Annotated in this window: 15 protein-coding genes; 8 read left to right on the top strand and 7 right to left on the bottom strand. The window is 43.0% G+C overall.

Annotated features, from left to right (window positions below):
- Positions 1-229 precede the first annotated feature (229 nt).
- Both QMZ65_RS09195 and QMZ65_RS09190 read right to left on the bottom strand, forming a co-directional pair.
- Complete coding sequence (locus QMZ65_RS09195) at positions 230-1,330, bottom strand: relaxase/mobilization nuclease domain-containing protein (RefSeq protein WP_283215880.1); 1,101 nt, start codon at positions 1,328-1,330, stop codon at positions 230-232.
- Between the two features lie 9 nt (positions 1,331-1,339).
- Positions 1,340-1,732, bottom strand: a complete 393-nt coding sequence (locus QMZ65_RS09190; RefSeq protein ID WP_283215879.1) for a hypothetical protein — start codon at positions 1,730-1,732, stop codon at positions 1,340-1,342.
- Positions 1,733-2,203: 471 nt separating this feature from the next.
- Between QMZ65_RS09190 and QMZ65_RS09185 the strand changes: the two genes are divergently transcribed.
- From QMZ65_RS09185 to QMZ65_RS09170, 4 genes are all read left to right on the top strand, one after another.
- A complete protein-coding gene (locus QMZ65_RS09185) occupies positions 2,204-2,857 on the top strand; it encodes a Pycsar system effector family protein (protein ID WP_283215878.1) in 654 nt (217 codons plus the stop codon).
- A complete protein-coding gene (locus QMZ65_RS09180; RefSeq protein WP_283215877.1) occupies positions 2,854-4,251 on the top strand; it encodes an adenylate/guanylate cyclase domain-containing protein in 1,398 nt (465 codons plus the stop codon). Before QMZ65_RS09185 ends, QMZ65_RS09180 begins: the two co-directional genes overlap by 4 nt.
- 65 nt (positions 4,252-4,316) lie before the next feature.
- Complete coding sequence (locus QMZ65_RS09175) at positions 4,317-6,434, top strand: ATP-dependent nuclease (RefSeq protein ID WP_283215876.1); 2,118 nt, start codon at positions 4,317-4,319, stop codon at positions 6,432-6,434.
- 2 nt (positions 6,435-6,436) lie between these two features.
- Positions 6,437-8,188 (top strand): UvrD-helicase domain-containing protein, encoded by a 1,752-nt coding sequence (locus QMZ65_RS09170; protein WP_283215875.1) that lies wholly within the window; start codon positions 6,437-6,439, stop codon positions 8,186-8,188.
- Between the two features lie 560 nt (positions 8,189-8,748).
- Here the strand turns inward: QMZ65_RS09170 and QMZ65_RS09165 are convergent.
- The 5 genes from QMZ65_RS09165 to zorA1 all read right to left on the bottom strand — a co-directional run bounded on the left by QMZ65_RS09165 (position 8,749) and on the right by zorA1 (position 17,727).
- On the bottom strand, positions 8,749-9,585 hold the full coding sequence (locus QMZ65_RS09165) for a DUF4942 domain-containing protein (RefSeq protein ID WP_211728198.1): 837 nt from the start codon (positions 9,583-9,585) through the stop codon (positions 8,749-8,751).
- Positions 9,586-9,862: 277 nt separating this feature from the next.
- On the bottom strand, positions 9,863-13,105 hold the full coding sequence (gene zorD / locus QMZ65_RS09160; RefSeq protein WP_211728066.1) for a type I Zorya anti-phage system protein ZorD: 3,243 nt from the start codon (positions 13,103-13,105) through the stop codon (positions 9,863-9,865).
- A complete protein-coding gene (gene zorC / locus QMZ65_RS09155; RefSeq protein WP_211728067.1) occupies positions 13,105-14,787 on the bottom strand; it encodes a type I Zorya anti-phage system protein ZorC in 1,683 nt (560 codons plus the stop codon). The genes zorD and zorC overlap by 1 nt, the downstream gene beginning before the upstream one ends.
- Positions 14,784-15,524 carry a type I Zorya anti-phage system protein ZorB1 gene (gene zorB1 / locus QMZ65_RS09150; protein WP_211728068.1) on the bottom strand — a complete coding sequence of 247 codons (741 nt, stop codon included), beginning with the start codon at positions 15,522-15,524 and terminating at the stop codon, positions 14,784-14,786. Before zorB1 ends, zorC begins: the two co-directional genes overlap by 4 nt.
- Positions 15,525-15,537: 13 nt before the next feature.
- Entirely contained in the window at positions 15,538-17,727 is a 2,190-nt protein-coding gene (gene zorA1 / locus QMZ65_RS09145; protein WP_211728069.1) for a type I Zorya anti-phage system protein ZorA1, read from the bottom strand.
- A 331-nt stretch (positions 17,728-18,058) separates the two neighbouring features.
- Here zorA1 and QMZ65_RS09140 point away from each other — a divergent pair, with 331 nt between their 5' ends.
- From QMZ65_RS09140 to QMZ65_RS09125, 4 genes are read left to right on the top strand one after another with little or no spacing between them, the layout of a single operon-like run.
- Positions 18,059-19,768 (top strand): class I SAM-dependent DNA methyltransferase, encoded by a 1,710-nt coding sequence (locus QMZ65_RS09140; RefSeq protein WP_211728070.1) that lies wholly within the window; start codon positions 18,059-18,061, stop codon positions 19,766-19,768.
- A complete protein-coding gene (locus tag QMZ65_RS09135; RefSeq protein ID WP_249221614.1) occupies positions 19,758-21,176 on the top strand; it encodes a restriction endonuclease subunit S in 1,419 nt (472 codons plus the stop codon). The genes QMZ65_RS09140 and QMZ65_RS09135 overlap by 11 nt, the downstream gene beginning before the upstream one ends.
- On the top strand, positions 21,169-22,356 hold the full coding sequence (locus QMZ65_RS09130) for a DUF4268 domain-containing protein (RefSeq protein WP_211728071.1): 1,188 nt from the start codon (positions 21,169-21,171) through the stop codon (positions 22,354-22,356). The genes QMZ65_RS09135 and QMZ65_RS09130 overlap by 8 nt, the downstream gene beginning before the upstream one ends.
- Entirely contained in the window at positions 22,356-25,487 is a 3,132-nt protein-coding gene (locus tag QMZ65_RS09125; protein WP_211728072.1) for a type I restriction endonuclease subunit R, read from the top strand. The genes QMZ65_RS09130 and QMZ65_RS09125 overlap by 1 nt, the downstream gene beginning before the upstream one ends.
- Positions 25,488-25,679 lie beyond the last annotated feature (192 nt).

The following is a 25,679-nucleotide window of genomic DNA, read 5'->3' as shown; positions in this document are numbered from 1 at the left end:
TTCAGTAAGCTACATCGCTTTGTTTGAAGTCACTTTACGACTCAGAATTAGTTACTAGCAAATCATTTATACCGATCGATCGGTTTCTTTTGATAGTCATTAACTATCACGTGTAGATAATTGATCAGTAATAACGATCGATCGTTTTTGTCTATCAATATGATTTGAAATGGAAATATTTATTGCATTTGTCATAGGGGGCGATTTTAACTCACTGAAAACTAGTAGGTTAAACAGGTTTGAAGTGCGATTTTCTTACCGAATCTTGAGAATCCACTTTTGAAAATCCCAGCAGATTTGGATTTTCATCCATGATTTTCTTAATGAGACAGGCTTTCCTGGCTGGCTTAAGAACTGATAAGCCTATCGCTTTCATAATGCCAAGGAACTCGCTGAGGTAAGGTATCCACTGCAACCAGCGAGATCGGATAAGTTCTGTAGAATTTGCTGTAAGGGGTATATCTGTGGGATGAACTTCAATGGGTCCTGAAAAGTTTTTATTGAAGGCAATTGATACCAGAGCAACATCTTCAACTGGTTGAGCCATGATGACTCGCTTACTTAGGTTTGACCAACTGTATGCTTTACCGAGCTGGGATGCCTTAAATGCGACACCGCCATATTCGAATGAAAAACCGTTCATCTTGCCTGTAGATGCAACATTGGCTATCGCTAAAATATTTTGCTTTTGCAGTTCACCGATGAAGTCTTCAATAGTGATTTCATCAAAGAAGGTGAGAACTGCATCTATAGCTCCCTGTATCACTATCTTGGGAGGTTTCTCCTTTGTTCTGACCTGCATCATCTTTTCGTTACGAGTGAGCTTCTTTTGCTTCTGGGGCTGTTTTGCAGGAGAAGGACCTTTCGTTCTGGTGAGCTGATGCTCTCTTTCAAGCTCTTGAATGATACAAGTGCTGATGAGGTTTTCGTTCCTGCCGAGATAAAGTTGGCCATCTACCAAAACATTTATACGGGAAGCAATGATGTGTATGTGTTGACCTGCTTCGTCGTCATGCAGAACATAACAGCGCAAGTGAGTATCTGAGAAACCCATTCGCTTCATATAATCGTCAGCAATGTCTCTCCATTGATGATTTGTGAGTGATTCACCGACTGGGAGACGAAGGGAGTTGTGCCATACCGGTTTCGCAACATCTTCTCTCAGTTGCTGTGTTCTGGCGAACTCTGCTGTCAGCTCTTCTATTGAGATGCCCACAAGATTACCACCAATCACCAAAGGTGTGCTTTTATGGTGCGGAGCAGGGGCAAGAGCATACGAGATGACTCCACGGAAGTTCTTACCCCGGCGAATCCTGTTCATCCCCTTCATTTAGGATGTTTACTTATCGAATGTCAGCAGAGCATCTCTTACATGCGACAGCTTCACTTTCAAAGCAGTTAACTCTTGTGAAAGAGGCTGAGCATCTTCCCCTCTGCGGAGAAGGAATGACCCAAGATCGTTGAGTTTCTGTAGTGAAGCAGTTAGTTGTTGCCAGGCTTCATTATTTATCTCAGGGACCGATGGTGGCAATTGCTGAAGAGCCGAGGATCTTAGCCAACAGCTTTTACTAAGCTGGTTTCGAGAGTTATTGACTCGATTGAGTTCAAAATCGTTAAGACGAACCGTTACGGTATGCTTGCGGATGCGGTTAGATGGTAGCTTCTTTGCTTTTGGATCATCACTGAACGACGAGGGAAACTCGTCATCAAATATATTATTAAATTTCTCCATATCAACTCCTTCGATATTAATTAGATAGTAAGTCCGTATGCTATGCATAATTAATTATCATAATATGCAAATGTGTCAATGGCTTAGATGTTGATTTTGAACTTGATTTTCCTTTTTCAACCGGAGGGAAGAAAAAGCAAGGCAACTGAGCATCGCTCAGTTAGCCCTTGCTTCAAAGTAGAAGAAAGAAATTTAACGATTTAATAATGGAAAAATGAATGCAACTGAATATTTAATATAGCTAAAAGCTATTAAAACATTAATTAATATTCATTTATTGCATTTTTATTTAAGTTGTAAGCGGTAATTTTTTATTAAATATATGATATTTATAGATAAAATTTCATTGTGAGTTTGCTGAAACTTATTGACATACATTTATTAGACCTGTAATTTATTAGGAATGTTCTTATTTTTATGAAATGATCTCTATAAAGACATAAGGGAATTTTCTATGATTGGTCAAAATTGATGGATAAAGATAAAATTGAGTTGATTATCAAATCACTTACAAGGACCGATAGTTATCTAAACTATGCAAATACTAAGTCAACCATATTATTAACATTGTCATCAGCTATCTTGACTATAGTTGGTGTTAACCTGTCAAAAGTGCTTCCGTGTGGAATTGAAGGATATAGTAATTTTTCATGGGTTTTATTTATACTATTCCTTATTTTAGGAGTGTTGCTTAACATCTTTTCCATTATTAAGTCGCTAGGTTCAATGGCTCCCTTTATTAAGGAGAGTAGCAGAGAGAACATTTTTTCTTTCGTTGATATTACTCATTACTACAAAAGTGGAGATGACTACTTTAATAAAATAGCTAATGAGAATTATTTGGATTTAGGAAGGCAATTGTCAGTATTGAATTATACGCTATCAGAAGGATTAATAAAAAAGTACAAAGGGCAAAAAGAAGCAGTTTTATATTTGAAGTTGTCACTTTTGTCCTTTTTAATGACGATATCATTTCCTTGGGTAGAGTATGCTTTGGGTTTATTTAATGATGAAGAGAGCGGGGTAATAATTTTAAGTCTTCTTGTTATTTTGCTTCTATTAATTATCGTTATTTTGGTTGCCTTCATAATATACCTATTACTGATGGGAAGAAATAAAAAATGAGCATCAAAGATCTGTATAAAAATTTAAACTCAGACATTGAAAAAATATCTAAAAGAAGTAAGTCCGAAAGCTATGATTTCTTCAGCAAAAGAGCTTTTGACTCTGCGGGGATGGAGAATTTAGAGCCGGTATCGGAAAATGCGAGAGATGTGGCCCTAGAAAGTTTTGACAAATCAATACTTGAAAGTGTTAATTCACAGAATGTTGTAATAAGAGATGGCTTAACACCGATCAATGATTATGAAGGTGTTCGTGGCTTACGGGAAGCTTTTGGGAAGCCTCAGAGACAGGAAGTGCCTGCAATAGGAACCCATCCTGAATTTAGAGGTTTAGAATTAAATAACACAACTAAGTTTGGTTATGTAGTCACAATGTTTGTAGATATAATAGGCTCTACAAAACTTGGTCTTTCATACAGTCCTTCAGATGTATTTCTCTTTAAAAATAACATCATAACTGGAATTATTGAAACAATTAATGCATTTGACGGGCATGTGCATAGAATCATGGGAGATGCTGTCATGGCTTTCTTCCGAAGTAATGAAAACGAAGAACGCAATACGTTAGAAAATAGTGCTATCGATGCCATTAATTGTGCAGCATATTTTATTGAAGTAATGAATGAAATAGTAGTGCCGCAAATAAAGGAAGTGGCAGATGAAAATATCGGTATCAGAATAGGTATTGATATAGGTGAAAGTGATTATGTTCTATGGGGTAATTATGGGATACCTGGTGTTAATGAAATAACTGCCACATCTTTTTATGTAGATATAGCATCTAAACTACAGCATAAGGCTCCTAAAAATTCCATTATGCTTGGCGAGAGCTTAGTAAAAAAATTAGGGCTTACTACTGATGATTACCTTGAATATAAAATGAAAAATAGTGAGCGGGATAGGTATGTCATTGACTATACATCTAAAAATAAAGAGAGATTACGGTATCGGCAGTATTTGCTGAATCAAGCCAAATACTTTACACTCCTTCCGCACGGTGTTAAACCCTGTCGTATTAAAGTAGTGATTACTTATAGCAACGACGTATATGGATTTTCTAACAAACAGAATTATATAAGCTGTGGTTCAGTTGTTCCCAAAAACAAATGGATCAAGTTCCATGCTTTTTTTCATGAAGGTTATGGAGAGAACTATGAATCACTTAAATTCAAATTTCGTGTTGTGAACAACGGAGCTGAAGCAAGTAAAAAAAATAACAATGACAATCATGAAACTGAAATTACAAAAAAAGCTCATGAAAAAGAAAATGGTATATTTCATGCTTATCACCATGAAAAAGCCTCTTATAAAGGGTTGCAGCATATGTATATTTCTGTAATTTCAAATGGAAATACAATAGAAGGGGAGTTTCCGTGCAGTATATTTATACAGTAATGTTGTTTTAAATTATTTCCCCCTGCAATCATGTAGCTTATTCTTTTTTAAATCGGAGTTTTTCAATGTATATTAAAGAAATTTCAATAAGGAATTATAGAAATTTTTACAAGTCAAAATTCCAGTTTTTGAAGGGGGCTGTCAATACAATTATCGGAGAAAATGCTTCAGGCAAGACAAACCTTTTTAATGCCATGAGGCTGATCTTGGATGATTCGCTCCCATTAAATTCTCGGATACTTTCCAGTGAAGATTTTAATCGAGGTCTGGAAGAATCATTTGGGCATTGGATTATTATTACCTTGTATTTTGATGATTTGAGTGAATCTGAAGAAGAACAAGTAATTGCAAATTATTCATTAAATGATGGAAACGATGAGTTAGGAACTGAAGGTAATTATACTTTTATATTCCGTCCTAAATTTCATGTAAGACAAGAGCTTTATGATTTGTCTTTAGCTAATGATAATTATGAGGCAAGAAAAGATGCTTTTTCAGAGTATGTTTCAAATCATATTATCTCTAAAGAGCATTATGAGGCTGTTGCCTTTGTCAGAACGAAAATAGATTTTAGTGATGATGAAGTTTATAAAGACATAGTTGGAGATTTCTTAAGTCTAAGTTTTGCAAATCCAAATGATGATGCTGAGATGTTGGGTTGTAAAAAACCGCATTTCTTTTCTCTTGGTAGCGAGGTAGCCTGCACATATGTCAAGGCATTAAGAAATGTAGTTGCTGATTTAAAGTATTATAAAACAAATCCATTGTATAAATTGCTCACATTAAAAAGCAAACAAATTAATAGCAGTCCCGATATTGTTGATGATGTAAAAGGAGTTAATAAAAAAATATCATCTATATCTGAAATTAAAATGCTAAGTGAAAAGATTTCGGCATCCTTAACTAATACTGTTGGTTCAACATATTCTCCAAAAATAATGGTGTCGTCACAGCTTCCAGAGGATTTTGTTGAACTTATACAGTCACTCGGATTAGTTGTTGAAGACTCCTTAGATTATAACGGTTCAGGAAGATTAGATGATTTGAGTTTAGGTGGGGCTAACCTCATTTATCTCGCATTAAAACTTTATGAATATGAAGAAATCAGAGATGCTGAAGAACATATTACTCATTTCCTATTAATCGAAGAGCCAGAAGCTCATATCCATACCCATATTCAGAAAACTCTCTTTGATAATTTTAACTTTCAAAATACACAAGTATTTGTTTCTACCCATTCTACACAGATAAGCTCAGTATCAAATATATCTTCAATGAATGTTTTAGCACGACATAAAGGCTATACTGAAGTTTATAGGCCCTCCAATGGTTTAACCCCAAAAGAAATCTATTCGATTGAAAGATATCTCGATGCAATTCGCAGTGATTTGTTATTTTCAAAGAGTGTAATTTTAGTAGAGGGTGATGCTGAACTTATTCTTATACCTCCAATGATAAAGAAAACTTTAGGTATCAGTTTAGATGAGTTAGGTATAAGCCTTATAAAAGTTGATGGGACGGTATTTAAGCACTTAGCTAATCTGTTCCATAAAGACAGGTTAAAAAGGCGGTGTGCTATATTAACAGATTTAGATTCAGCCTATGTTACTAAGGCTGATGATATATTTGACTCTAAATTTGTAGAATCTTTAGTAAATGCTGATATTGATGGTGCCCAACGGAAAGCTAAATTGGATGTTGACATAAAGCATAACGAGTTTGTTTCAGCATTTTATGCTGATAACACATTTGAGACTGAGTTGATTAAATATAAGCAAAATAGTCAACTGTTTATAAAAGTTATGGAGGGAAGTTATAGCAAACAATCGGAACTTAGTAAAAATATTAATGATATCAAATCCGATGATGAAAGAATAAGGTATATGAGAGCTTTAAAATTTGCAAAAAGGATTGGCAAAGGCTGGTTGGCTACTAATATGGTTGAGTATTTAGAAGTTGATAATCGCATCCCAGATTATATTTTAAAGGCAGTTAAATATGTCATTAATGACAGGGAGCTACTTCCTGTTTTTGAGAAGATGCTTTCTTATAACTTATCTTTGATGCGAAAAGCTGAATGGGAAGAGGAAAGAAAAATATCTAATAAGCATGATTTTAATAGTAAAATGCAAGAGTATGGTGTCCTTTGCCCTGACAGTTTCTATAGACTTTGGGAGTTATAATTATGCCCTATAAAAATCTAACTGATGAGCAATGGAATGCTGTCAAACATGATGGTAATTTATTGTTAACTGCCTGTCCAGGCTCAGGCAAAACAAAAACTCTTGTGTCGAAATTATGTTACTTGTTAGAAAAAAAAGAATCCTCTGGGGTAAGTAAAAAGAGAATTATTGCACTAACTTATACGAATATAGCTGCTGATACTATTTATGAAAGGTTAATGTCTTTTGGTGTTGACACTAAAAACCTCTGGATCGGCACAATTCATAGTTTTTGTCTTAATTGGATTATTAAACCTAATTTAGATAGAATTCCGAGGCTGTCTAAAGGTTTTAGTGTTATTGATGAACATGAAAAAGAACATCTTATTGATGAATTAAAGGATAAGTATGAATTAGGATTTTTCGACCAAGTTAGCACTATATTGAATGCTGATTTTAAGCCAATTTATCTAAAGGGCGATATTCGATATGCTTTAGTGAAAGAATATCATTTCTATCTCAGCACTAACCGTCTAATTGACTTTGATTTAATTCTTAATATAACACTTAAACTATTGACTGAAAGGAAATCATTGTGTCGGAAAATATCTTTGTTATTCAGTCATATTCTTATAGATGAATACCAAGACACTTCTCTGTTGCAATATGATATCTTAAAGCGTTTATACAAAAACCATAATAACCATTTGACTTTAATTGGTGATAGTGAGCAAGCTATTTATACTGGGCTTGGGGCTATAGTAAAAAACGAAACTGAATTATCCGTTTTTTTTAATATTAAAGACTTAGCAGTTATGAATCTGACTGGTTGTTTTAGGAGTAGTCAATTAATTATTGATTTCTATAGCAAGTATAAAGATGGTAATTTTAAAATAAATTCGTTGTCAAAGTATAAGGATTTCCAGTCAGTCATTCTTAAGGAAGATTCTGTAGATAAGTCTCAATTATCATATTATGTTTCTGGTATTATCAAAACCCATATTAAACAGGGTATTAGTCCATGCGATATCGCAGTTCTTTGCCCAAGTTGGTTTGATGTTATAAAACTATCGGGTGATATTTTGCTCTTAAATAATGATTTCGAGTTAGACGGAGTTACTATTTCTCCTATTCCTAAGAACACTGAAAACCTTTGGTTGATGTTTATTAAGTTATTGTTTATCAAAAGAATACCTAATAATTTTATTATTCGAAAAAAAATAGTTGATGATTTCGTCGCTGAGATAAATATCAATTCTCCAAGTTTTAATGATTTCTCAAATAAATTCGTTTTGGCGAAAATTAATCATTTGGCTACTATTGCCAATTATAATGTAAATATCGAAGATTGGATTGTAAGTGTTATAACTGATTTCTGCAATTTTTTTAGATTGGATCTTAGTGATGGTTCTTTTTATCATAGCGAGATGAATTCTCTTGTTAATGCTACATTAAAGAGAATGAAAAAGTATAAGATGAAATATAAAGCCAATGATTTACCTGCCTTTTTTAATTCAAGATCTGGTGTTAAAATAACAACATGCCATTCAACTAAAGGTGATGAATATGAGGTCGTCATATGCACTGGATTGCTTGAGAATAAAATACCGCATTGGAGTGTTATTAGGAATAATAGTCGCCAGCATAGTGACTATGTTGCTAGGCGACTTTTATATGTAATTTCATCTCGTGCAAAGAAACATTTATATATGATCTCAGAGCGTGGTTATACAACAAGGAGTGGTATTCCTTATTCAGCCACACCTCAACTTTAGTTTAACCATCAAGGCTTAATAAATTTTCATAAGTTCTTTTCAAGAATTTTATAAGCCTTTTCCTTTCCTCGTAGTAGTTATATCTTTCATAGACTTTTTTCAAACCCTTTCAACTTGTGGTTGGGGCATCTCTCAGCAACATTTTGACGAACGGACAATGAAGTAAGCAGGCTTCGGTTGGTTCTTCTCAAATCATGCATAGGAAATATTCTACATCACCCATGATTTCAGGTAAATTTTCCTTAGCATGGCTTATGATGAACTATCAGACTTTAGTTTCGCCTGCTGAGTATGTCTTTTCCTTTGTGTTGGGACTTTCTAAGCATTAATAAAACTTTTATGCGTAATTGACTAAATAGTACAGGGGGCATTTCTGGGGGCAGATCACAAATTGAAATGAAAAAAATCACATATAGAACAGAAGACTGGCTAGAAGGTTTGAATCCTGTAGGGTGCCAAATTAAATCAATAAATTACATTTGTTCCCTTCTCGTATTTATAAAAATCAAACGTCTCTGTAACGGCTGGTATAAGTTAAGTTTGATCAACTTAAATCCATCCTAACGCGCTGCTGCAAGCATCCCCGGATAGTGCTTAGCAATGATGTCGTTCATCCTATCTACTAGCTCAGGCCTCTTAAACGTCAGGTGTGCAGTACCTTTCTTAAAGTAGCGAATTGTGAAGTAGGCATCATCGTAAACATCCTTGTCGGGATTATCGCGGATATGCTCCATCAGACGCATCGAAATATCGCCATGTGTATCGGATATCGTTTTGCTATCAAGCGAAAACAACATCCGTTCCAAATCTGCAAATTGGTCTAGACGAAATCTACTCGTTAGGCTGTAGCCCCAGCGGTTGTGTGTTACCAAGCTTTTCATAATGATTTTCTTACCAAAAAAGCACGGGCAGTTGGTTTTATAATCCCATGACAGCCCCTTGAATACATTGATAATCCCACGCTCAATCATATCGGTTGTGCTCTTATGCAACTGTTCAAAAGTGCTGAGAATATTCTCCTCACAGATAGCAGGAAAATCGCCATCTTCTAGATTCTGATACCATTGAGAACGAGCCTGCGCGTCCATCAGAGCTAGCATGCCGAATTTCAGCATCAGGTCTTGCCACACGCTGCGGTCGATATTTCGGGTGATCACTGGCATCGCTATCTCAATATTTTCCATCAGCCAGCAATCATACTGAGGTCCTGACTTCATTGCCCATTCAGCGGCACAGCCGCCACCGATCCCTGCAGTTAATTGAGAAATGGTATTAAGTTTCTGAATCAATTGCTTAATTTGTATCAGAGCTTCATCGCGTCCGTTTATGATGAACTTGATGTTGGTTGAGTTAACCAACTCGTTATGCTCAGTAATCACTTCTGGCTCAATGCGCATTGCAAAACCCCATAAAAAATCCCTGCCGGTAATGGCAGGGACATTATGCGATTTCAGAAAATGAACAGAATTTAAGAAAGATAAATCTGGAAAGCAGTACGCAATATTTAACCAAAGTTGAGGCATTTCCGTTTGGATTGACTCGAAAAGAATATGGTGAGAGTCAATTCAGAAGACCAAATTATCATCTTAACAAATTTCATTTCCGCAATGTGTCTATCCTGATTTTTAGATTTAAGATGAGCGAGATGAAATTTAACAACCATACTTTAAAAGCTCACACGCCCTTTAAAATTTCCCCAAAATCTGTAGTACTCAAATCAGGTGTAGAGCAAAGCATATCTCTAGCTAACGAACGTCGACGTTGAAGAAGATCATCAAGCGTTTCTTCAAAGGTTGTAATTTCACCGTCCCTCACGGTCGGATAATAGACGTACACATCTTTTGTTTGCCCTATTCGATACGCCCTATCTGTAGCCTGGTCTTCTTTGGCTGGATTCCAGCAGCGCGTAAAATGAATAACATGATTTGCCTTCTGGACATTAACACCAAATCCGACTGCAACAGTTGAGAGAATAATCACCCCAAATCCTGGCTGTGCCTGAAAATCATCAATCAGACGTTGGCGGCTGTTTTGACTATGATTTTTGGTGCTGGTATCACCATTTATTATTACAGGGCGGAAACCAAATTTTTGATTTATGGCGTGTTGAAGTTCGCGCTGCAAGTCACGAAGTTCAGTAAAAATAATCACCTTATCTTTACTAGTATGTTTAATTTCTTCTAGTTTCTTGATCATCCAGTTCAATTTTGGTGATTCCCCCTTGGAACGGAGATCTGGAACCACCACAGCAGGATGCGCACAAATGAGTTTCAGCTTGTGTAATAATCCCAACATACCTGTTCCGGCCTGCTGCATGCCTTCGCTTAGTGCTTGTTGTTGCTGCCAACTTGCAATAGATGAAAGGTACAACTGTTTTTGGGCGCTTGAGAGAGGCAGATGTTTACACTCTGCCACTTCAATTTTTTTTGGTAAATCACGCGCAACTTCTTCTTTGGTTCGACGCAAAGTTTGGGGTTCGATAAGAGCTCGCAGGTTATCAAGACGAGCAGTATCGCGGCCTAATTCATTCTCAATTGGGCGAACATAATGCTTACCGAACTCATTGAGTGCTCCTAGCAATCCTGGTTGAGCGAAATCGAATAAGCTCCACAAATCTACAAGTGTGTTCTCTACCGGTGTACCGGTGCATGCAACTTTAAATCTGGCTTGTATAGCGTTGGCAGCATGTGTGATTAACGCTGCTGGGTTTTTTATTTTTTGCGCTTCATCGCAAACCATAATGGACCAAGGTTGCCGCGCTAGAGAAAATTCTTGATCTCGTAGCGTTTCGTATGTTGTGAGAATGATTTTTGCTTCACCTTGCCAGCCCGGTTTAAGCAGGTTTTTAATGCCCTGAGACTGCAGATGTGCAGGGATGGCTTGTTTGGGATATTTCACCGCTTTAATAGTCTCACCATACAATTTCAATACCGGTAATCCTGTGGTATGGAAGAAGTTATCCAGCTCACGTTCCCAGTTATCCAGAAGAGAAACAGGGGCAACGATGAGGCTGGGTGGCTCATCTGGGAATTTTTCGATGAACCATACCAGGAAACTCAGGATTTGCAGCGTTTTCCCCAGCCCCATATCATCCGCCAGTAAGCAACCTGCCGTTTCCTGTGGTGAAAGAAGGAAGAGCTGCTGGAGCCACGCAACACCTTCCCGCTGATGATCTTTGAGCCGGATATGTTCTTTCAGACTAAGGGGAATTTCAGGCTCGGCATGACGAGCATTGAGGAGCGAATTCCGGCGCTGTTTGATGTAGGCCGCTTTTTCAATATTCTGTTCAATTTTAAGGACGGCCCGAGCCGCTTTAGCATCAACATTGCCCTGCGATTCATTTGCCGTGTTTTGCTGTTTTTCCCAGTTCTTACAGAAGGTTTTAGCCGTATCCAGTGGTAATTCAGCGTCATTCCAGGGGGAGATGATATGTGATTCACCAGCCGCTTCTGCCTGAGTGATTCTTTCCTGCAGTTCATCGAGATGGTGCAGGTTTTCAGGCTGCCAGCCATCCAGTGTTTCGACCGAAAATGCAGAGAAATCGATGTCATCGGGGAGCCAATTTTCACTTTGCGCTTTGGTCAGCCAGGGAGATGATATTTTTTCGAACTCGCCAATACCGATAACACGATCGCCATATTTACCGATATCAAGGACATCATCGAATTCTTTACCTTCGATTTCCTGCTGCCAGCGAGATAATAGTGACTGGCAATCATGCCATTGCTGTTCGGTGAATTGGCTCAGTTCCAGCTCGTAACCCTGCCAGGAGCCTGCAGGCATTTGTGCCGCAACACTGATTCCCAATGCCTGAATAAATTTATCCAGCTCCCAAGGGGCGGTAATGAGGAAGGTGACTTCCGGTTGTGGTACTGGCGAGACGGGCTCCAGAACCAACGTAATATCCTCTATCTTGTTCTCATCATTTAGACGGGGCTGGAGCCTAAAGTGATGGAAGAAAATATGGGCATCAAATAGTGCCTGTTCATGCTCTTCAGGGGCAATCACGCTAGCGGCATCTTCACCCAGGAATGTGTAGGGGTTGCGAACAAATGACAGAGCTTCGCTTCCGGCTACTCGGCGGCCTGGAATGGAATGAATTGAATTGAGAACCTCTTTCACCTCGGGAGGAATGATGACATGGCTGAGCTCGCCATTTTCTCCGGGGATGCGATAGCTATCATGAACCTGAGCGTTTTTGTCAAAACTGCCAAGCCAGTTGGCAGGCTGATCATCGAAGTGAGGCTCAATCTCTATCACGGCAGTATCAGCAATCGTTGCTTTTCGCAGGCGTAACGATAATGAGGTCGGTTTGATGACGTGTGTTTTTTCTAAATAATCATCAAATTTTGCAGCGGCTTGTTTCGCACATTTACGGACAGCAGCCCATCCCAACTGGTTAGTCGTTTCGCTGGGAGATTGTGATTGCTGTGCACTGAGTTGCTCAACCGACTGCTTGAGTGCCCAGTTTTCTCGCGATAATAAATGCTGCTGGTTTTCATGGTTAAAAATAGCACCAGTGCGGTTTAAACGTATGAGGTGACGGACCGGGAGCGTGGCCCATTCAGCAATCCAGACGCGAAAATCACTGTCGCTTAATGCCCCTCGCGAACTTAAACTTGCGCGTAATGGCAAAACCTTAGGGACGCCAATCAGAGGCAGGCTACTGGCATGCTCTTCATCTTCCAGCAGGCGGTACAACGCGTCCCAGCTCAGCAACCATCGGTCTGTGAGTGATATCAGATAGTCTTCTTCAACCAATTGCTCAAGCCAGGATGCCAGAGCCCAAAGCTCCGGCACATCAACCAACGATTGTGGAAAACTAAGGCCGCTGTCTTCGACTTGGTACTTATTCTTCAGATGACGTTCTATCTGCTGACGGTTTCCCGTCAGTTTACTTAACAGACGTTTGAGCATTATTTGATCCAGTAGCGATGTGGTTCTTTAGTGACGGGGGCGAAACCGAGTCGGAGCAACTCTCTTTCCGTTGTGTCATGCGGTGACTTGAGCTGAACAGACAGCACACCACCTTTTTGCCGGTTATCGCTGACGACGCAAGAGGTGTTTTCAACCAGACGCTGTATGGCTGTATCTCTCAATGGGTTGATGATCATAACATCAGATACAGAGACGGGAGAGGGAGCTTTCTTGTCTACAAACTTGATGGGTTCTTCAGCCATCCAACGGATACCCAGCTTGCGCAGCTCATCGTCGTATTTCAACATCCAGCCGGTAATACGGACCTTGTTATAGCCCTCAGCCCGAGGGGTATGCGGCAGTCGAAGAACATTACGGTATTTATCTTTTAAATGGATATTAATATCTAATGAACTTGTCTCTGGATTGAACGGCGCCTGACCTACTCGATAAGCGTACATTGCGTTCCCTGTCCCGGAAAACTCCACGAAAATGTAATCGTTAATCTGCATGATCATGGCGTTATCAAAGCTACGTCCACCACGCAAATGACTCAGCCGTCCACGATTCTCCTCGCGGAATTTCATAAAGTCGCTACCACGATCGTGCCAGGCATCTGGCCCCATCACGATACGAGTGAATCCCATCTGATTGGCGAAACGCAGCCAGTAGTGCAACCTTGCCTGGTCAACATCGCCATTGCCGCGAAGCAGTTCGAAGAAGTGCATCAGGTCTTGTTTTGCTAGCCAGCCCCGCACCATGGCTGCAACGGGTTCAGAAACATATTGATGCCACTTATTCTGCTGGCTTTTTAGCTGCGGGTTATCCCAGTATTCCAGTGCGGCCTGTTTCAGTGCTGTATGAGCCTGATCGCGATAAGTGGAATGGTAATAGCGCGTCAGCGTTGCGGTCATAATGTCGTCGCGAAAACGTAGCCACTGCGCAGCCAGACCTAACAACCAACTAATTTTCTCCAGGAATTGTTGATCGTCAAGCGTATCGAGTTGTGCCAACAACACCGTGAAAATACGCTTCCATAACCAGCTGCTATCGGGGATTTGCGCGATTTTTTCCAGTGATGATAGAGAGTTATTCTCACCGGAAAGTAGCTGTTGGGATATCATGCCGCCCGCTTGCGGTGTAAAAATATCGTGATAAAACTCAATGGTTTTCATCCACGACTTTTCTCTGCGGATAGCGGCTTTCACCACAGAGTAGCCCTGGGCGATGTGCCTACGTAGTACGCACCAATGTGGATTTGCCTCAGGAGATTCATGCTGATATGCAAAGTAACTTGAACAAAGCGCTGCCCAATCCTTTCGTTTCAATTCCTTAGATTCAAGCCGCTTCTTAATAGCGTTGTCTACCTCAGGAAAAAATACGTCATCCTCAAGCAAGATTGGTCGGTCTGGATATAACGGATCGTTATCGGCAAGACCATAAAATACCATCCGCCATTCTCGCTCCGTGAGTTCTTTTGCAAGACGAAGGCGACGTAGAGCCTCCAACCGCATTTCTTGTGGTGGTGAGGGGATTTTTTCTGCTTTATCAAACCGTTTTTCCATATCGAAGGCAGCGGAAGCCAACGTTTGGAAATCATTATGCAGATAATTTTCTTCCCTTTGATTGGAAAAGAGTCTCGCAGCAATGCGCTGAGAAAGAGAATCCAGGGCTGGCGTCATTGAGGCATTACCAACTGACAGACTTCTTTATTGACGACAGGGGTAAAATCCACCTCATCGGCTTTATCACGCTTATCTTTTAGCCCGAAAAACTGCATACGTAACTCGACGCGTCGGCTAGCTTCTTTACTTTCCTTAGCATTATTGAAGGAGACGCCACCCGCCAGGAAGAGTTTACGTATTTGGATCTGTTGTTCTGCAGTAATACTTTTTTGCAGCGAACTGCGGCTATCGAGCAAACTACACATTACCCATTCAGATCTTTGTAGAGAGAGATGTAGGTTATACAGATATGAGCCGTCAGTATCGGTAAACCCTTCAATGACAATTTGCTTAAACCACTTCTTACCTTCTTCACTGTCGGCAGCATCAAGCACCAGCGGAACAACATCCTGCAGTGCTTTTTGCCCTTCAGCATTCAGGAAAAAACGGTTGTGATCGAAACGCCCGGCTTCACCAAAACTGATTCGGTTATCATGGCAATCCACCACAATGCTTTTGTTAACATCACGGGCATGTAGCTCGAGGCGCTCACAGAGTCTGGATATATCCTGCCCTCTTGTTTTTTCACCTTGCTCGGCGCGTTGAATCCGCTGTGTAACTGAGCTTAACGAAGCGACCATGACGACCAGAAACAGGACCATCATGGCCGTCATTAGGTCGGCATATGAGATCCAGAACGGTTTCTCTGCTTCATCGCCGCGGCGTTTCTTAATGCCAAATGCATTTTCAAACATCAGCCGTTATTCCTTAGGCTCTAACGCGTGAAAGGACATCATCCAGCTCACTCACACTTTCACCGATTTGTTCTACAGAACTGGCGAGCAGATTTGAGGCTTTCGCCAATTCGACATCAAGTTTGCCCAGCGTTTTATCCAGACTGCGAGAAACCCCGTCTGAGAAGTCCTCAAATCCTTTTCCAAGCACGCTACTGACATTTTCCATGAACGTCTGTGCTTCACGGTTATAACTCTGCAGGCGCTCGCCATGCTGTTTAAGATCGGCAATAAATTGACTACGTGTTGTTTGTTCTGACTGAGTATTTGTGGCCAGAAGCTCCAGCATGGCAATGGATTTGCCGACAGCCTCTCGATTGTTACGATAATCAGCCACTATGGATGAGAGTTCGCTGGTGGCAAGGGAGAGGGATGAACCTGCGGATTGTGCTTTATTAAGCACATCAGCGGTAAGGTGATTGGCTTCCGAGACCCGATCTCCTGCATGTTCAAAACGTTCAGCTGCCTGGCGCATTTTGTCAGCGCCGTTTTGCATGTCCTGAATCTGTCGATTGTTTTGTTCTGCAAGCTGGCGAAGTGTTTCAGTTGTCCCTAGATGTTGGCTAGCAACAGTTTCAATCAGCTGTTTAATCTGATCGTCAACCTCACTCATTACACGCTGTGTCTGCTCATGAAGAGACTGCTGGTTCGCCTGCTGAGTTGCTGAAATTTGCTGCTGGCCCTTATCGAACAGCCCAAAAAGGCTACCCAACTGTTCACCAAGCGTCTCAACCGAGGTTGCCATCTTTTCCATTGTGGCACTTTGCCCTTGTTGTAAAGAGTTTTGAATGGCTTCTATAAAGGCGGCCATATGCTCTGCTTGTGCCTTTTCTCGCGCTTCGCTATCAGCGAACATTTTCTCCAGTTGTTGGGCCATACGCTCACCGGCCCCTTCACCTTCAGCGCCAATTCTGGCTACAGAGGCCTGCAGGCTGGTGAGCATATCATTCATGCCAGACTGCATAGCTTGCTGACCTGTCTTCATCTCTGATAACAATTGCTCAATAAGTTGGGCGCTACCCTGACGGGAATCATCACTCACCTGGCGCATGTCTTGTAATAAAGTGGCAAAACCAGTTTGCATAGTCTGAATGGCGCCAACGGTTTGCCCCATCATTTCGTTGAGATTAGTAAACTGTTGACCAAATGTTGTATCAAGCTTAGCCATAAACGCTGTCAGAACATCCTGTAGCATGTTCTGCACCATACCGCTTTGATCGCCACTTGCGGTCTGCACGGCACCAGCAATTTTATCTAGCGGTGACTTTAGACTGTTTTCAATTGCACTGCTTACATGCTCAGCAAACTGTTGCCCGGATTCGCGATAGGTGGTGCTAAGTGTGGCTGCCAGGCGTTCGTTTTCCACTTTTTGACTTTCGGCCAGATGCAGCAACATATCGCGTAAGTCGGTAACCAGACTCTCTTTTAGATGGCGTGCTTGGGTCGCACTTTCATTACTGGATTTCACTAACGAGGCGAGATACTCCTCGCCCACGCCACTGTCGTAGAGAGAATCCAGGGCGGCCGTGAATTTTTCCAGATATTTGTAGCATTTAGCGATGGACAGCTTTTCTAGCCAGGTAACCAGAATTGAGGCGAAAATAGCGACAGCTGATCCCAGAAAAGCGTATAGCACATCGTGCAGTAGGTTATTGACGCTGCTGGTGACTTGTTCTGGGGTGCTAGGATCAAAGTGACTGAGGCCGATCATCAGGCCATAGAAGGTGCCGATAATTCCCACGCCAGTCAGAATACCAGGAAGGTGCTTGAAGAATTCCGTGTTCAGTGGAATATCAACCAGTTGTTGTTCCGAGAAAAAGCTAGCGCTTGGGGCTGTAGCACGAACGCGAACGATTTTTTCTTCTCCATTCTCCAGTTCGCGCTGTTGGTGCAAAGACTCCCCGAATTCACTCCAGGCATGTTTTAGTTCAGGCCGATGAAACAGTTTCTGCAGATGCTCAAGCTGAGATTCTGGCTGGTTTTCTTTGATGGAGATGATGGATTGAGTGTGGTTTCTTAAGCCAAATATAATTCTGATAGCTCTGATTAAATAAAAGAAAAAAAAGCAAATGACTGCAAAACTCACCAAACTAATAACAGTGACTGGCACTTTATGGGGTTCCACAGAAGTAAGAACAGCTAAAATAGAATTAAGCCAGGACATTGATTTACCCGTATAAAAATTAATCCATTGTTAAATACACCAAAGACAACTTTCTGAATCAAATAAAAAATAAGCTGCAATGGTTGTCATTGTGTCTCTACGTTGTCCCTGTGTGACACAAAACGTTCAAGGGAGGAACGATACAAAGCAGAGCAACGAGTAAAGCGGTTGTCCAGTTTCCTCCTTTTTACCCGTTAAATGCAAACTTCTTTATGCTCCAATGTTTGTAATCATTGACGTACCGGGTATCATTTTGCGAAATGCATCCCAAAACCGAATCTGCGATCAGACATGGCTGCTTTTTCGCCGCGATCTACCCCCGAGGATTTTGATGAACAACGCTGAACAACAGTTTCTTAATGAGCTGGATAACAAATTCTGGAAAGCCGCTGACAAACTGCGCGCCAACATGGATGCCGCTAACTACAAGCATGTTGTGCTAGGGCTCATCTTCCTGAAGTACGTTTCTGATGCCTTTGATGCCCGTCAGCAGGAGCTAATCACTCTGTTTCGTGACGTCGGCAATCCTGACAACATTTATGCCATGTCTCGCGATGACTATGATTCAGACGAAGAATACGCCCAGGCAATTCAGGAAGAGCTTGAGGTCGAAGACTTTTACACCGAGAAGAATGTTTTCTGGGTTCCTAAAGCCGCACGTTGGGAAACACTGAAAAACAAAGCCATGCTGCCGACCGGCACAGTGCTGTGGGTGGATGAAGCCACCGGACAGGACGTAAAACTGCGTTCTGTTTCCTGGCTGGTAGATAACGCACTGGATGAAATTGAAAAAACCAACGCAAAACTGAAAGGTATTCTGAACCGCATCAGCCAGTACCAACTGAGTAACGAGGTGCTGACCGAGCTGATTAACACCTTCTCGGACGCTAACTTCAGCAATCCAGAATACAACGGTAAGAAACTTAGCTTAAAGAGCAAAGATATTCTTGGTCACGTCTACGAATATTTCCTTGGTCAGTTTGCCCTGGCGGAAGGCAAGCAGGGTGGTCAGTACTATACACCTAAAAGTATCGTGACCCTGATTGTCGAAATGCTGCAGCCCTACAACGGGCGCGTGTATGACCCGGCAATGGGTTCTGGCGGGTTCTTCGTCTCCAGCGACCGCTTTATTGAAGAACACGCAGGTGAGAAGAAATACAACGCAGCTGAGCAGAAGCGCAATATCTCTGTCTATGGTCAAGAGTCAAACCCAACCACCTGGAAGCTGGCGGCGATGAATATGGCCATTCGCGGCATTGACTTTAATTTCGGTGGCAAAAACGCTGATACCCTGCTGGACGATCAGCATCCAGATCTACGTGCCGATTTCGTAATGGCTAACCCGCCATTCAACATGAAGGAGTGGTGGAGCGCGAAACTGGAAAACGACGTGCGCTGGAAATACGGCACGCCACCGCAGGGCAACGCCAACTTTGCGTGGATGCAGCATATGATCCACCACCTTGCGCCGAAAGGCTCGATGGCACTGCTGCTGGCCAACGGCTCAATGAGTTCCAATACCAACAACGAAGGTGAAATCCGTCGTAACCTGATCGAAGCCGACCTGGTAGAATGTATGGTGGCGCTGCCAGGACAGCTGTTTACCAACACCCAAATCCCGGCCTGTATTTGGTTCCTGACCAAAGACAAAACAAGCGGCAACGATAAAGCGCATCGCAAAGGCGAAGTGCTGTTTATTGATGCTCGCCAGATTGGTTTTATGAGAGACCGCGTACTGCGTGATTTTACCCGCGAGGACATTGCCACAATTGCTAATACCTTCCACGCCTGGCAGGCGGATAAAGATTACGCAGATGAAGCTGGTTTTTGCTTCTCTGCAACGCTTGAAGATATTCAGAAAAATGACTTTGTTTTAACCCCAGGGCGCTATGTGGGTGCTGCTGAGCAGGAAGCAGATGATGAGCCGTTTACCGATAAACTGTTACGACTGACCGCACAGCTGAAAAACCAACTGGAAGAGAGCGAAAAACTGGAAGTGCAAATTAAAGTAAATCTGGGGGGGCTGGGTTATGAGTTCTGAGTGGCCTGTTGTACAGATAGATAACATTAAAGCTGATGTGAAAAATGCGATAACTATTGGCCCCTTTGGTTCAAGAATGAAAAGTGATTGTTATGTCGAATCTGGTATTCCAGTCATACGAGGAACGAACCTCGGCCCAACATCTAATTTTATAAATGACTTTGTATACATTACAGAAGATAAAGCCGACGAATTGGCTTCATGTAATGTTTATAAAAATGACATCGTATTTCCTCACAGGGGCTCTATAGGTGAAGTTGGAATTGTAGAAAATGATCAACGATACGTTCTTTCCAGTAGCTTGATGAAGTTAACATGCGATCCTCATAAGGCATGCCCCAGATTTATATACTATTTTTTTAAAAGTAATGTTGGTCGTCATGAGTTGCTCAAAAATGCATCTCAAGTTGGTACGCCAGGCATCGGACAGCCATTGTCATCTCTAAAATCTATTGAATTATCTTTACCACCGTTAAAAACACAAGAAAAAATAGCTATTATTCTTGGGGATTTGGATAAGAAAATTGACCTTAATTGGCAAATAAACCAAACCCTCGAGCAAATGGCGCAAGCCCTTTTCAAAAGCTGGTTTGTCGATTTTGAACCTGTAAAAGCAAAAATCACAGTGCTGGAAGCAGGTGGTACTCAGGAAGACGCGACGCTTGCAGCCATGACGGCGATTTCCGGGAAAGATGCTGATGCTCTGGCGGTTTTTGAGCGTGAGCACCCTGAGCAATATGCCGAGTTAAAAGCTACGGCAGAACTGTTTCCGTCTGAGATGCAGGATAGTGAGTTGGGGGAGATTCCTGAGGGATGGCATCATGGGCCATTGAGCAACATTGCTACTTTTGCCAATGGTAAAGTCGATGTTTGTTCTCTGACACCTGAAACGTATATTTCAACTGAGAATATGCTGGAAAATCGCGCTGGTATTTCTACAGCCTCTTCACTGCCCTCAGTAAATAGTGTTCCTGAATTTAGATGTGGGCACGTTCTAATTTCCAATATTCGTCCTTATTTTAAGAAAATTTGGTTGGCTCGTTTCAACGGGGGACGTTCAGCGGATGTGCTAGCTTTTGAAGCGCTAGACGCAGTCACTGTAGAATATGTTTATAACCTCCTTTATCAAGAGGCTTTCTTTAATTTCATGATGCTGACCTCTAAAGGTGTCAAAATGCCTCGTGGTGATAAAAAAGCGATAATGGGCTGGCAGTGCGTATATCCCGCAAAGAAAATTTCAAACGCTTTCTCAAAAGCAGTTGGTGAATATTATTCATTCATTGAAATTAACAATGCGCAGAATAAAACGTTAACCCAACTCCGCGACACCCTCCTCCCCAAACTGCTCTCCGGCGAAATCACCCTGCCGGAAGCCGAGCAGGCGGTAAGCGAGGCGGAAAATGTATAAAGTCGATACGCCGACCAATAGCCTGCACTCTCTGCAGGAGGTGTCTTTCAGCAGCCTCGGTTATACCGAGCGCTATCACCTGCAGGAGTGGCTGGCGAAGAACCCGCAGGCATTGACCCGCGATAACGACGACGAACTGCTGATTATCCAGAAAGAGTTCGCTGGGTTTGATGACACCAAAGAGCGCCTCGACCTGCTGGCGATCGATAAGCAGCGCAATCTGGTGATCATTGAAAACAAGCTCGATGACTCCGGGCGCGATGTGGTGTGGCAGGCACTTAAATATGCCGGTTACTGCGCCAACCTGCGCAAAGATCAGATCCTTGACATCTTCCAGCTCTATCTCGACAAATACGAACCGGAAGAAACCCGCCCAGCAGCGGAAGTGATGGCGGAGTTTCTGGAGTGCGAAAGCCTGGATGAAGTGCAAATCAATCAGAGTCGCACGCAGCGAGTGATGATGGTGGCGGCCAGCTTCCGCAAAGAAGTGACCAACACCGCGCTGTGGCTGATGCAGTTTGGCCTGCGGGTGCAGTGCTTTAAGGTTAAGCCCTACAAATTCAACGACGATGTGTTTGTTGATATTCGCCAGGTGATCCCCACACCTGAAGCCGAATCCTTCATGATTGGCATGGCACAGAAAGAAGCGGAAGAGCAGTCCACCAGCGGCGAACTGAAAACCCGGCATTATCTGCGCAAGGCCTTCTGGACCAAAGCGCTGGAACGCCTCAAAGCCAGCCAGTGTACGTTGTACAACAATATTAGCCCCTCGACCGACCACTGGCTCAGTGCCGGGTCTGGTATTAGCGCGGTATCGTATAACCTGATTTTCAGCAAAAAAGAGATCCGTGTTGAGCTGTGGATTGCCAAATCTTCGGCTGAGAGCAATACCTTTGCGTTTAACTGGCTCTATGAACACAAAGCGCTAATAGAGAAGTCGTTTGGTCATGGAATGAAGTGGGAACCGTTGCCGGGCAAAAAATCGTGCCGTATCTCTTTTGCCACGCCTGCTACCAGCCTCGATGAGAGCAACTGGCCAGCGATGATAGACTGGCTGCTGGTTAACCTGACGGCGTTTGAGAAAGCGCTCGAGCCTTTTATCGCCCCACTGAATATGGCGCTTAAAGATATTTCTAACGCGCCGGAAGAAACGGAAGAACCTGAGACAGAGGAAGCCTGATGCTGAGCGAAGACGATTTAGAGCAGCAATGCCTGAAATGGTTTGCTGAACAGGACTGGGAAGTGCTGCACGGGCCCGATATCGCGCCAGATGGCGACAATCCGCTGCGTGCCTCATTTCATGATGTGTTTTTGCGCCCAGTGATGCTGGAGCAGCTACAAAGTATCAACCCCCATCTCCCTGCTTCCGTGCTGGAAGAGGTGATACTAAGTATTACCCGTCCCGAAAGCCCGGATCTGGTCGTTAGCAATAAGGCCTTTCATCACCTGCTACTCGACGGTGTGCCCGTAGAGTACAAACGCGAAGATAAGACGGTTCACGATAAAGCGCTGCTGATGGATTTTAACCATCCTGGTAATAACCGCTTTATGGTCGTGAACCAGGTGGCTATTCAGGGGATAAAACAGATCCGTCGCCCGGATATTATCGGCTATATCAACGGCCTGCCGGTGGCGGTGATTGAGCTGAAAAGCCCGATTGATGCCAATGCCGATATCTGGGCTGCGTTTAACCAGTTGCAGACCTATAAAAACGAACTCAGCGACCTATTTATCTGCAACGAAGCGCTGGTGGTGAGCGACGGGCAGAATGCGCGTATCGGCTCGCTGACCGCTGATGAAGAGCGCTTCCTGCCGTGGAAAACCGTGGCTAACGAAGACGACAAGCCGCAGTTTGACTGGCAGCTTAAAACCGTGGTGCAGGGCTTCTTTAACCGGGAACTGCTGCTCGATTACATTCGTTTCTTTGTGTTGTTCGAAAATGACGGTAAACGGCTGATCAAGAAAATTGCTGCTTATCATCAGTTCCACGCGGTGCGTGAGGCGGTTGCGGCAACGATTGTGGCCTCTACCGGCAAACATCTGCCATTACGGAGTAACATCCAGCCCGGCAGTAAAAAAGCGGGCGTGGTGTGGCATACTCAAGGTTCCGGTAAAAGTATCTCCATGTGCTGTTACGCCGGGAAACTGCTGCAACAGGCAGAGATGAACAACCCGACCATCGTGGTAGTGACTGACCGTAACGATCTCGACGGGCAGCTCTACGCCACCTTCTGCCAAGCGCAAGATTTACTGAAACAAACGCCGTTACAGGCCAACGACCGCGACGAGTTGCGCGAGCTGCTCAATGCCCGTGAATCCGGCGGTATTATTTTTACTACCGTGCAGAAATTTGCGCCGTTGGACAATGAGCAGAGCCATCCTGCACTTAACGCACGCAGCAACATCGTGGTGATTTCCGATGAAGCGCACCGCAGCCAATATGGTTTGAGCGCCACGCTGGACAGACAAACTGGCGTCTATAAATATGGTTATGCCAAACACATGCGCGATGCGCTGCCGAACGCCTCTTTTATGGGCTTTACCGGTACGCCAATTGCGTCTGAAGATAAAGATACCCGTGCCGTGTTCGGTGATTACGTCTCTATTTACGACATTCAGGATGCGGTTGATGACGGCGCCACGGTGCCTATCTACTACGAATCCCGACTGGCAAAACTAGACCTGAATCATGAGGAGCTGGAAACGCTCTCCGGTCAGGTGGATGAGCTGGTGGAAGATGAAGAGACCGGCCAGCAAGAGAAAACCAAAGGTGACTGGAGCCGTCTGGAAAAGCTGGTGGGTTCTGAGCCGCGTATTGAGCAAGTTGCCGCTGACTTGGTTCAGCACTTTGAAACTCGTAACGCAGCCATGAATGGCAAGGCGATGATTGTCGCCATGAGCCGCGATATCTGCGTGAAGTTCTACAAGGCAATCGTGGCAATTCGCCCGGAGTGGCATAGTGAAGATGTCGAACAAGGGGCAATCAAAGTCATCATGACCGGCTCGGCATCGGATAAAGACCCTCTCCAGCCGCACATCTACAACAAACAGACCAAAAAACGTCTTGAAGCCCGCTTTAAAGATTTGAACGATCCGCTGAAGCTGGTAATCGTCCGCGATATGTGGCTGACCGGGTTTGATGCGCCGTGCTGTCACACCATGTATATCGACAAGCCGATGCGCGGCCATAACCTGATGCAGGCCATCGCGCGGGTTAACCGCGTGTTCCGGGATAAGCCCGGCGGGCTGGTGGTGGATTATATTGGTATTGCGAACGAGCTGAAGCAGGCGCTGAAAACCTATACCGACTCAAAAGGAAAAGGGCAGACCACGGTTGATGCCCGGGAAGCCTTTGCCGTCCTGTTGGAAAAAATCGACATCATCCACGGGATGTTTGCACCCTCGGCAGGAAAACCAGGCTTTAGCTACGTGGGCTTTTCTCGCGATCCGTTGGTGTTCTTGCGCGATGCGGTGAACTACATTCTGGGTCTGGATGACGGTAAAAAACGTTATCTCGATGTTTCATTGGCGATGAGTAAAGCTTGGTCATTGTGTAATACCTTGGATGAGGCGAAACCCTTACAGGAAGAATTCGCATTCCTCTCGGCAGTCAGAGTGGGGCTTATCAAGCTTGATCCCAAGGAAAAATTTAGCCAGTCGGAAAAAAATTCTCTGCTGAGTAAGATCCTTGATAACGCGGTTATTGCTACTGGGGTTGAGGATGTCTTCGCGCTGGCCGGGCTGGATAAACCCAATATCGGCCTGCTGTCGGATGAGTTCCTGGAAGAAGTGCGGGAAATGCCACAGCGCAATCTGGCGGTAGAACTGCTGGAAAAACTGCTGAATGACGGCATTCATGCCCGTTCTGGTAATAACGTGGTGCAGCAGAAGAAATACTCTGACCGCCTGAAAGCGGTTCTGCTCAAATACAATAACCGTGCGATTCAGACCGCACAGGTGATTGAAGAATTGATCCAGATGGCTAAAGAGTTTCAAGAGGCGATGGCGCGTGATGAAGCTTTGGGGCTGAACCCGGATGAAATCGCGTTCTATGATGCGCTGTCAGAAAACGAAAGTGCTGTGCGTGAGCTTGGTGATGATATCCTTAAGAAACTGGCTATCGAGGTGACGCTTAAATTGCGTAAATCTACAACCGTAGATTGGCAGGTACGCGAAAGTGTGCGTGCACGATTGCGTATTTTGGTGCGCCAGACGTTGCGTAAATACAAGTATCCACCTGATAAAACACCTTATGCTGTCGAACTGATACTCAAACAGGCGGAAGTTGTTTCGAATAGCTGGACGGTTTAAATTCGTTATATCTTAACTGGCTGTGGTGGATACGCAATTTTTCTCTGGCATGAATTTTCTGCAGACCATTACGACAAGTATTAAGATCTGCACCCATTCTCATTTTATAAAGAATGGGTGCAGATTCTGTTTGGAGTGTGTTTAAAACCTTTTGATAATTATTCATACAGAGCTATTCCATCACAACTAAAC

Source organism: Pantoea sp. EABMAA-21 (genome assembly GCF_030053335.1).
Classification (GTDB): Bacteria; Pseudomonadota; Gammaproteobacteria; order Enterobacterales; family Enterobacteriaceae; genus Pantoea; species Pantoea communis.
This window is presented reverse-complemented; position numbering and strand designations above follow the sequence as displayed.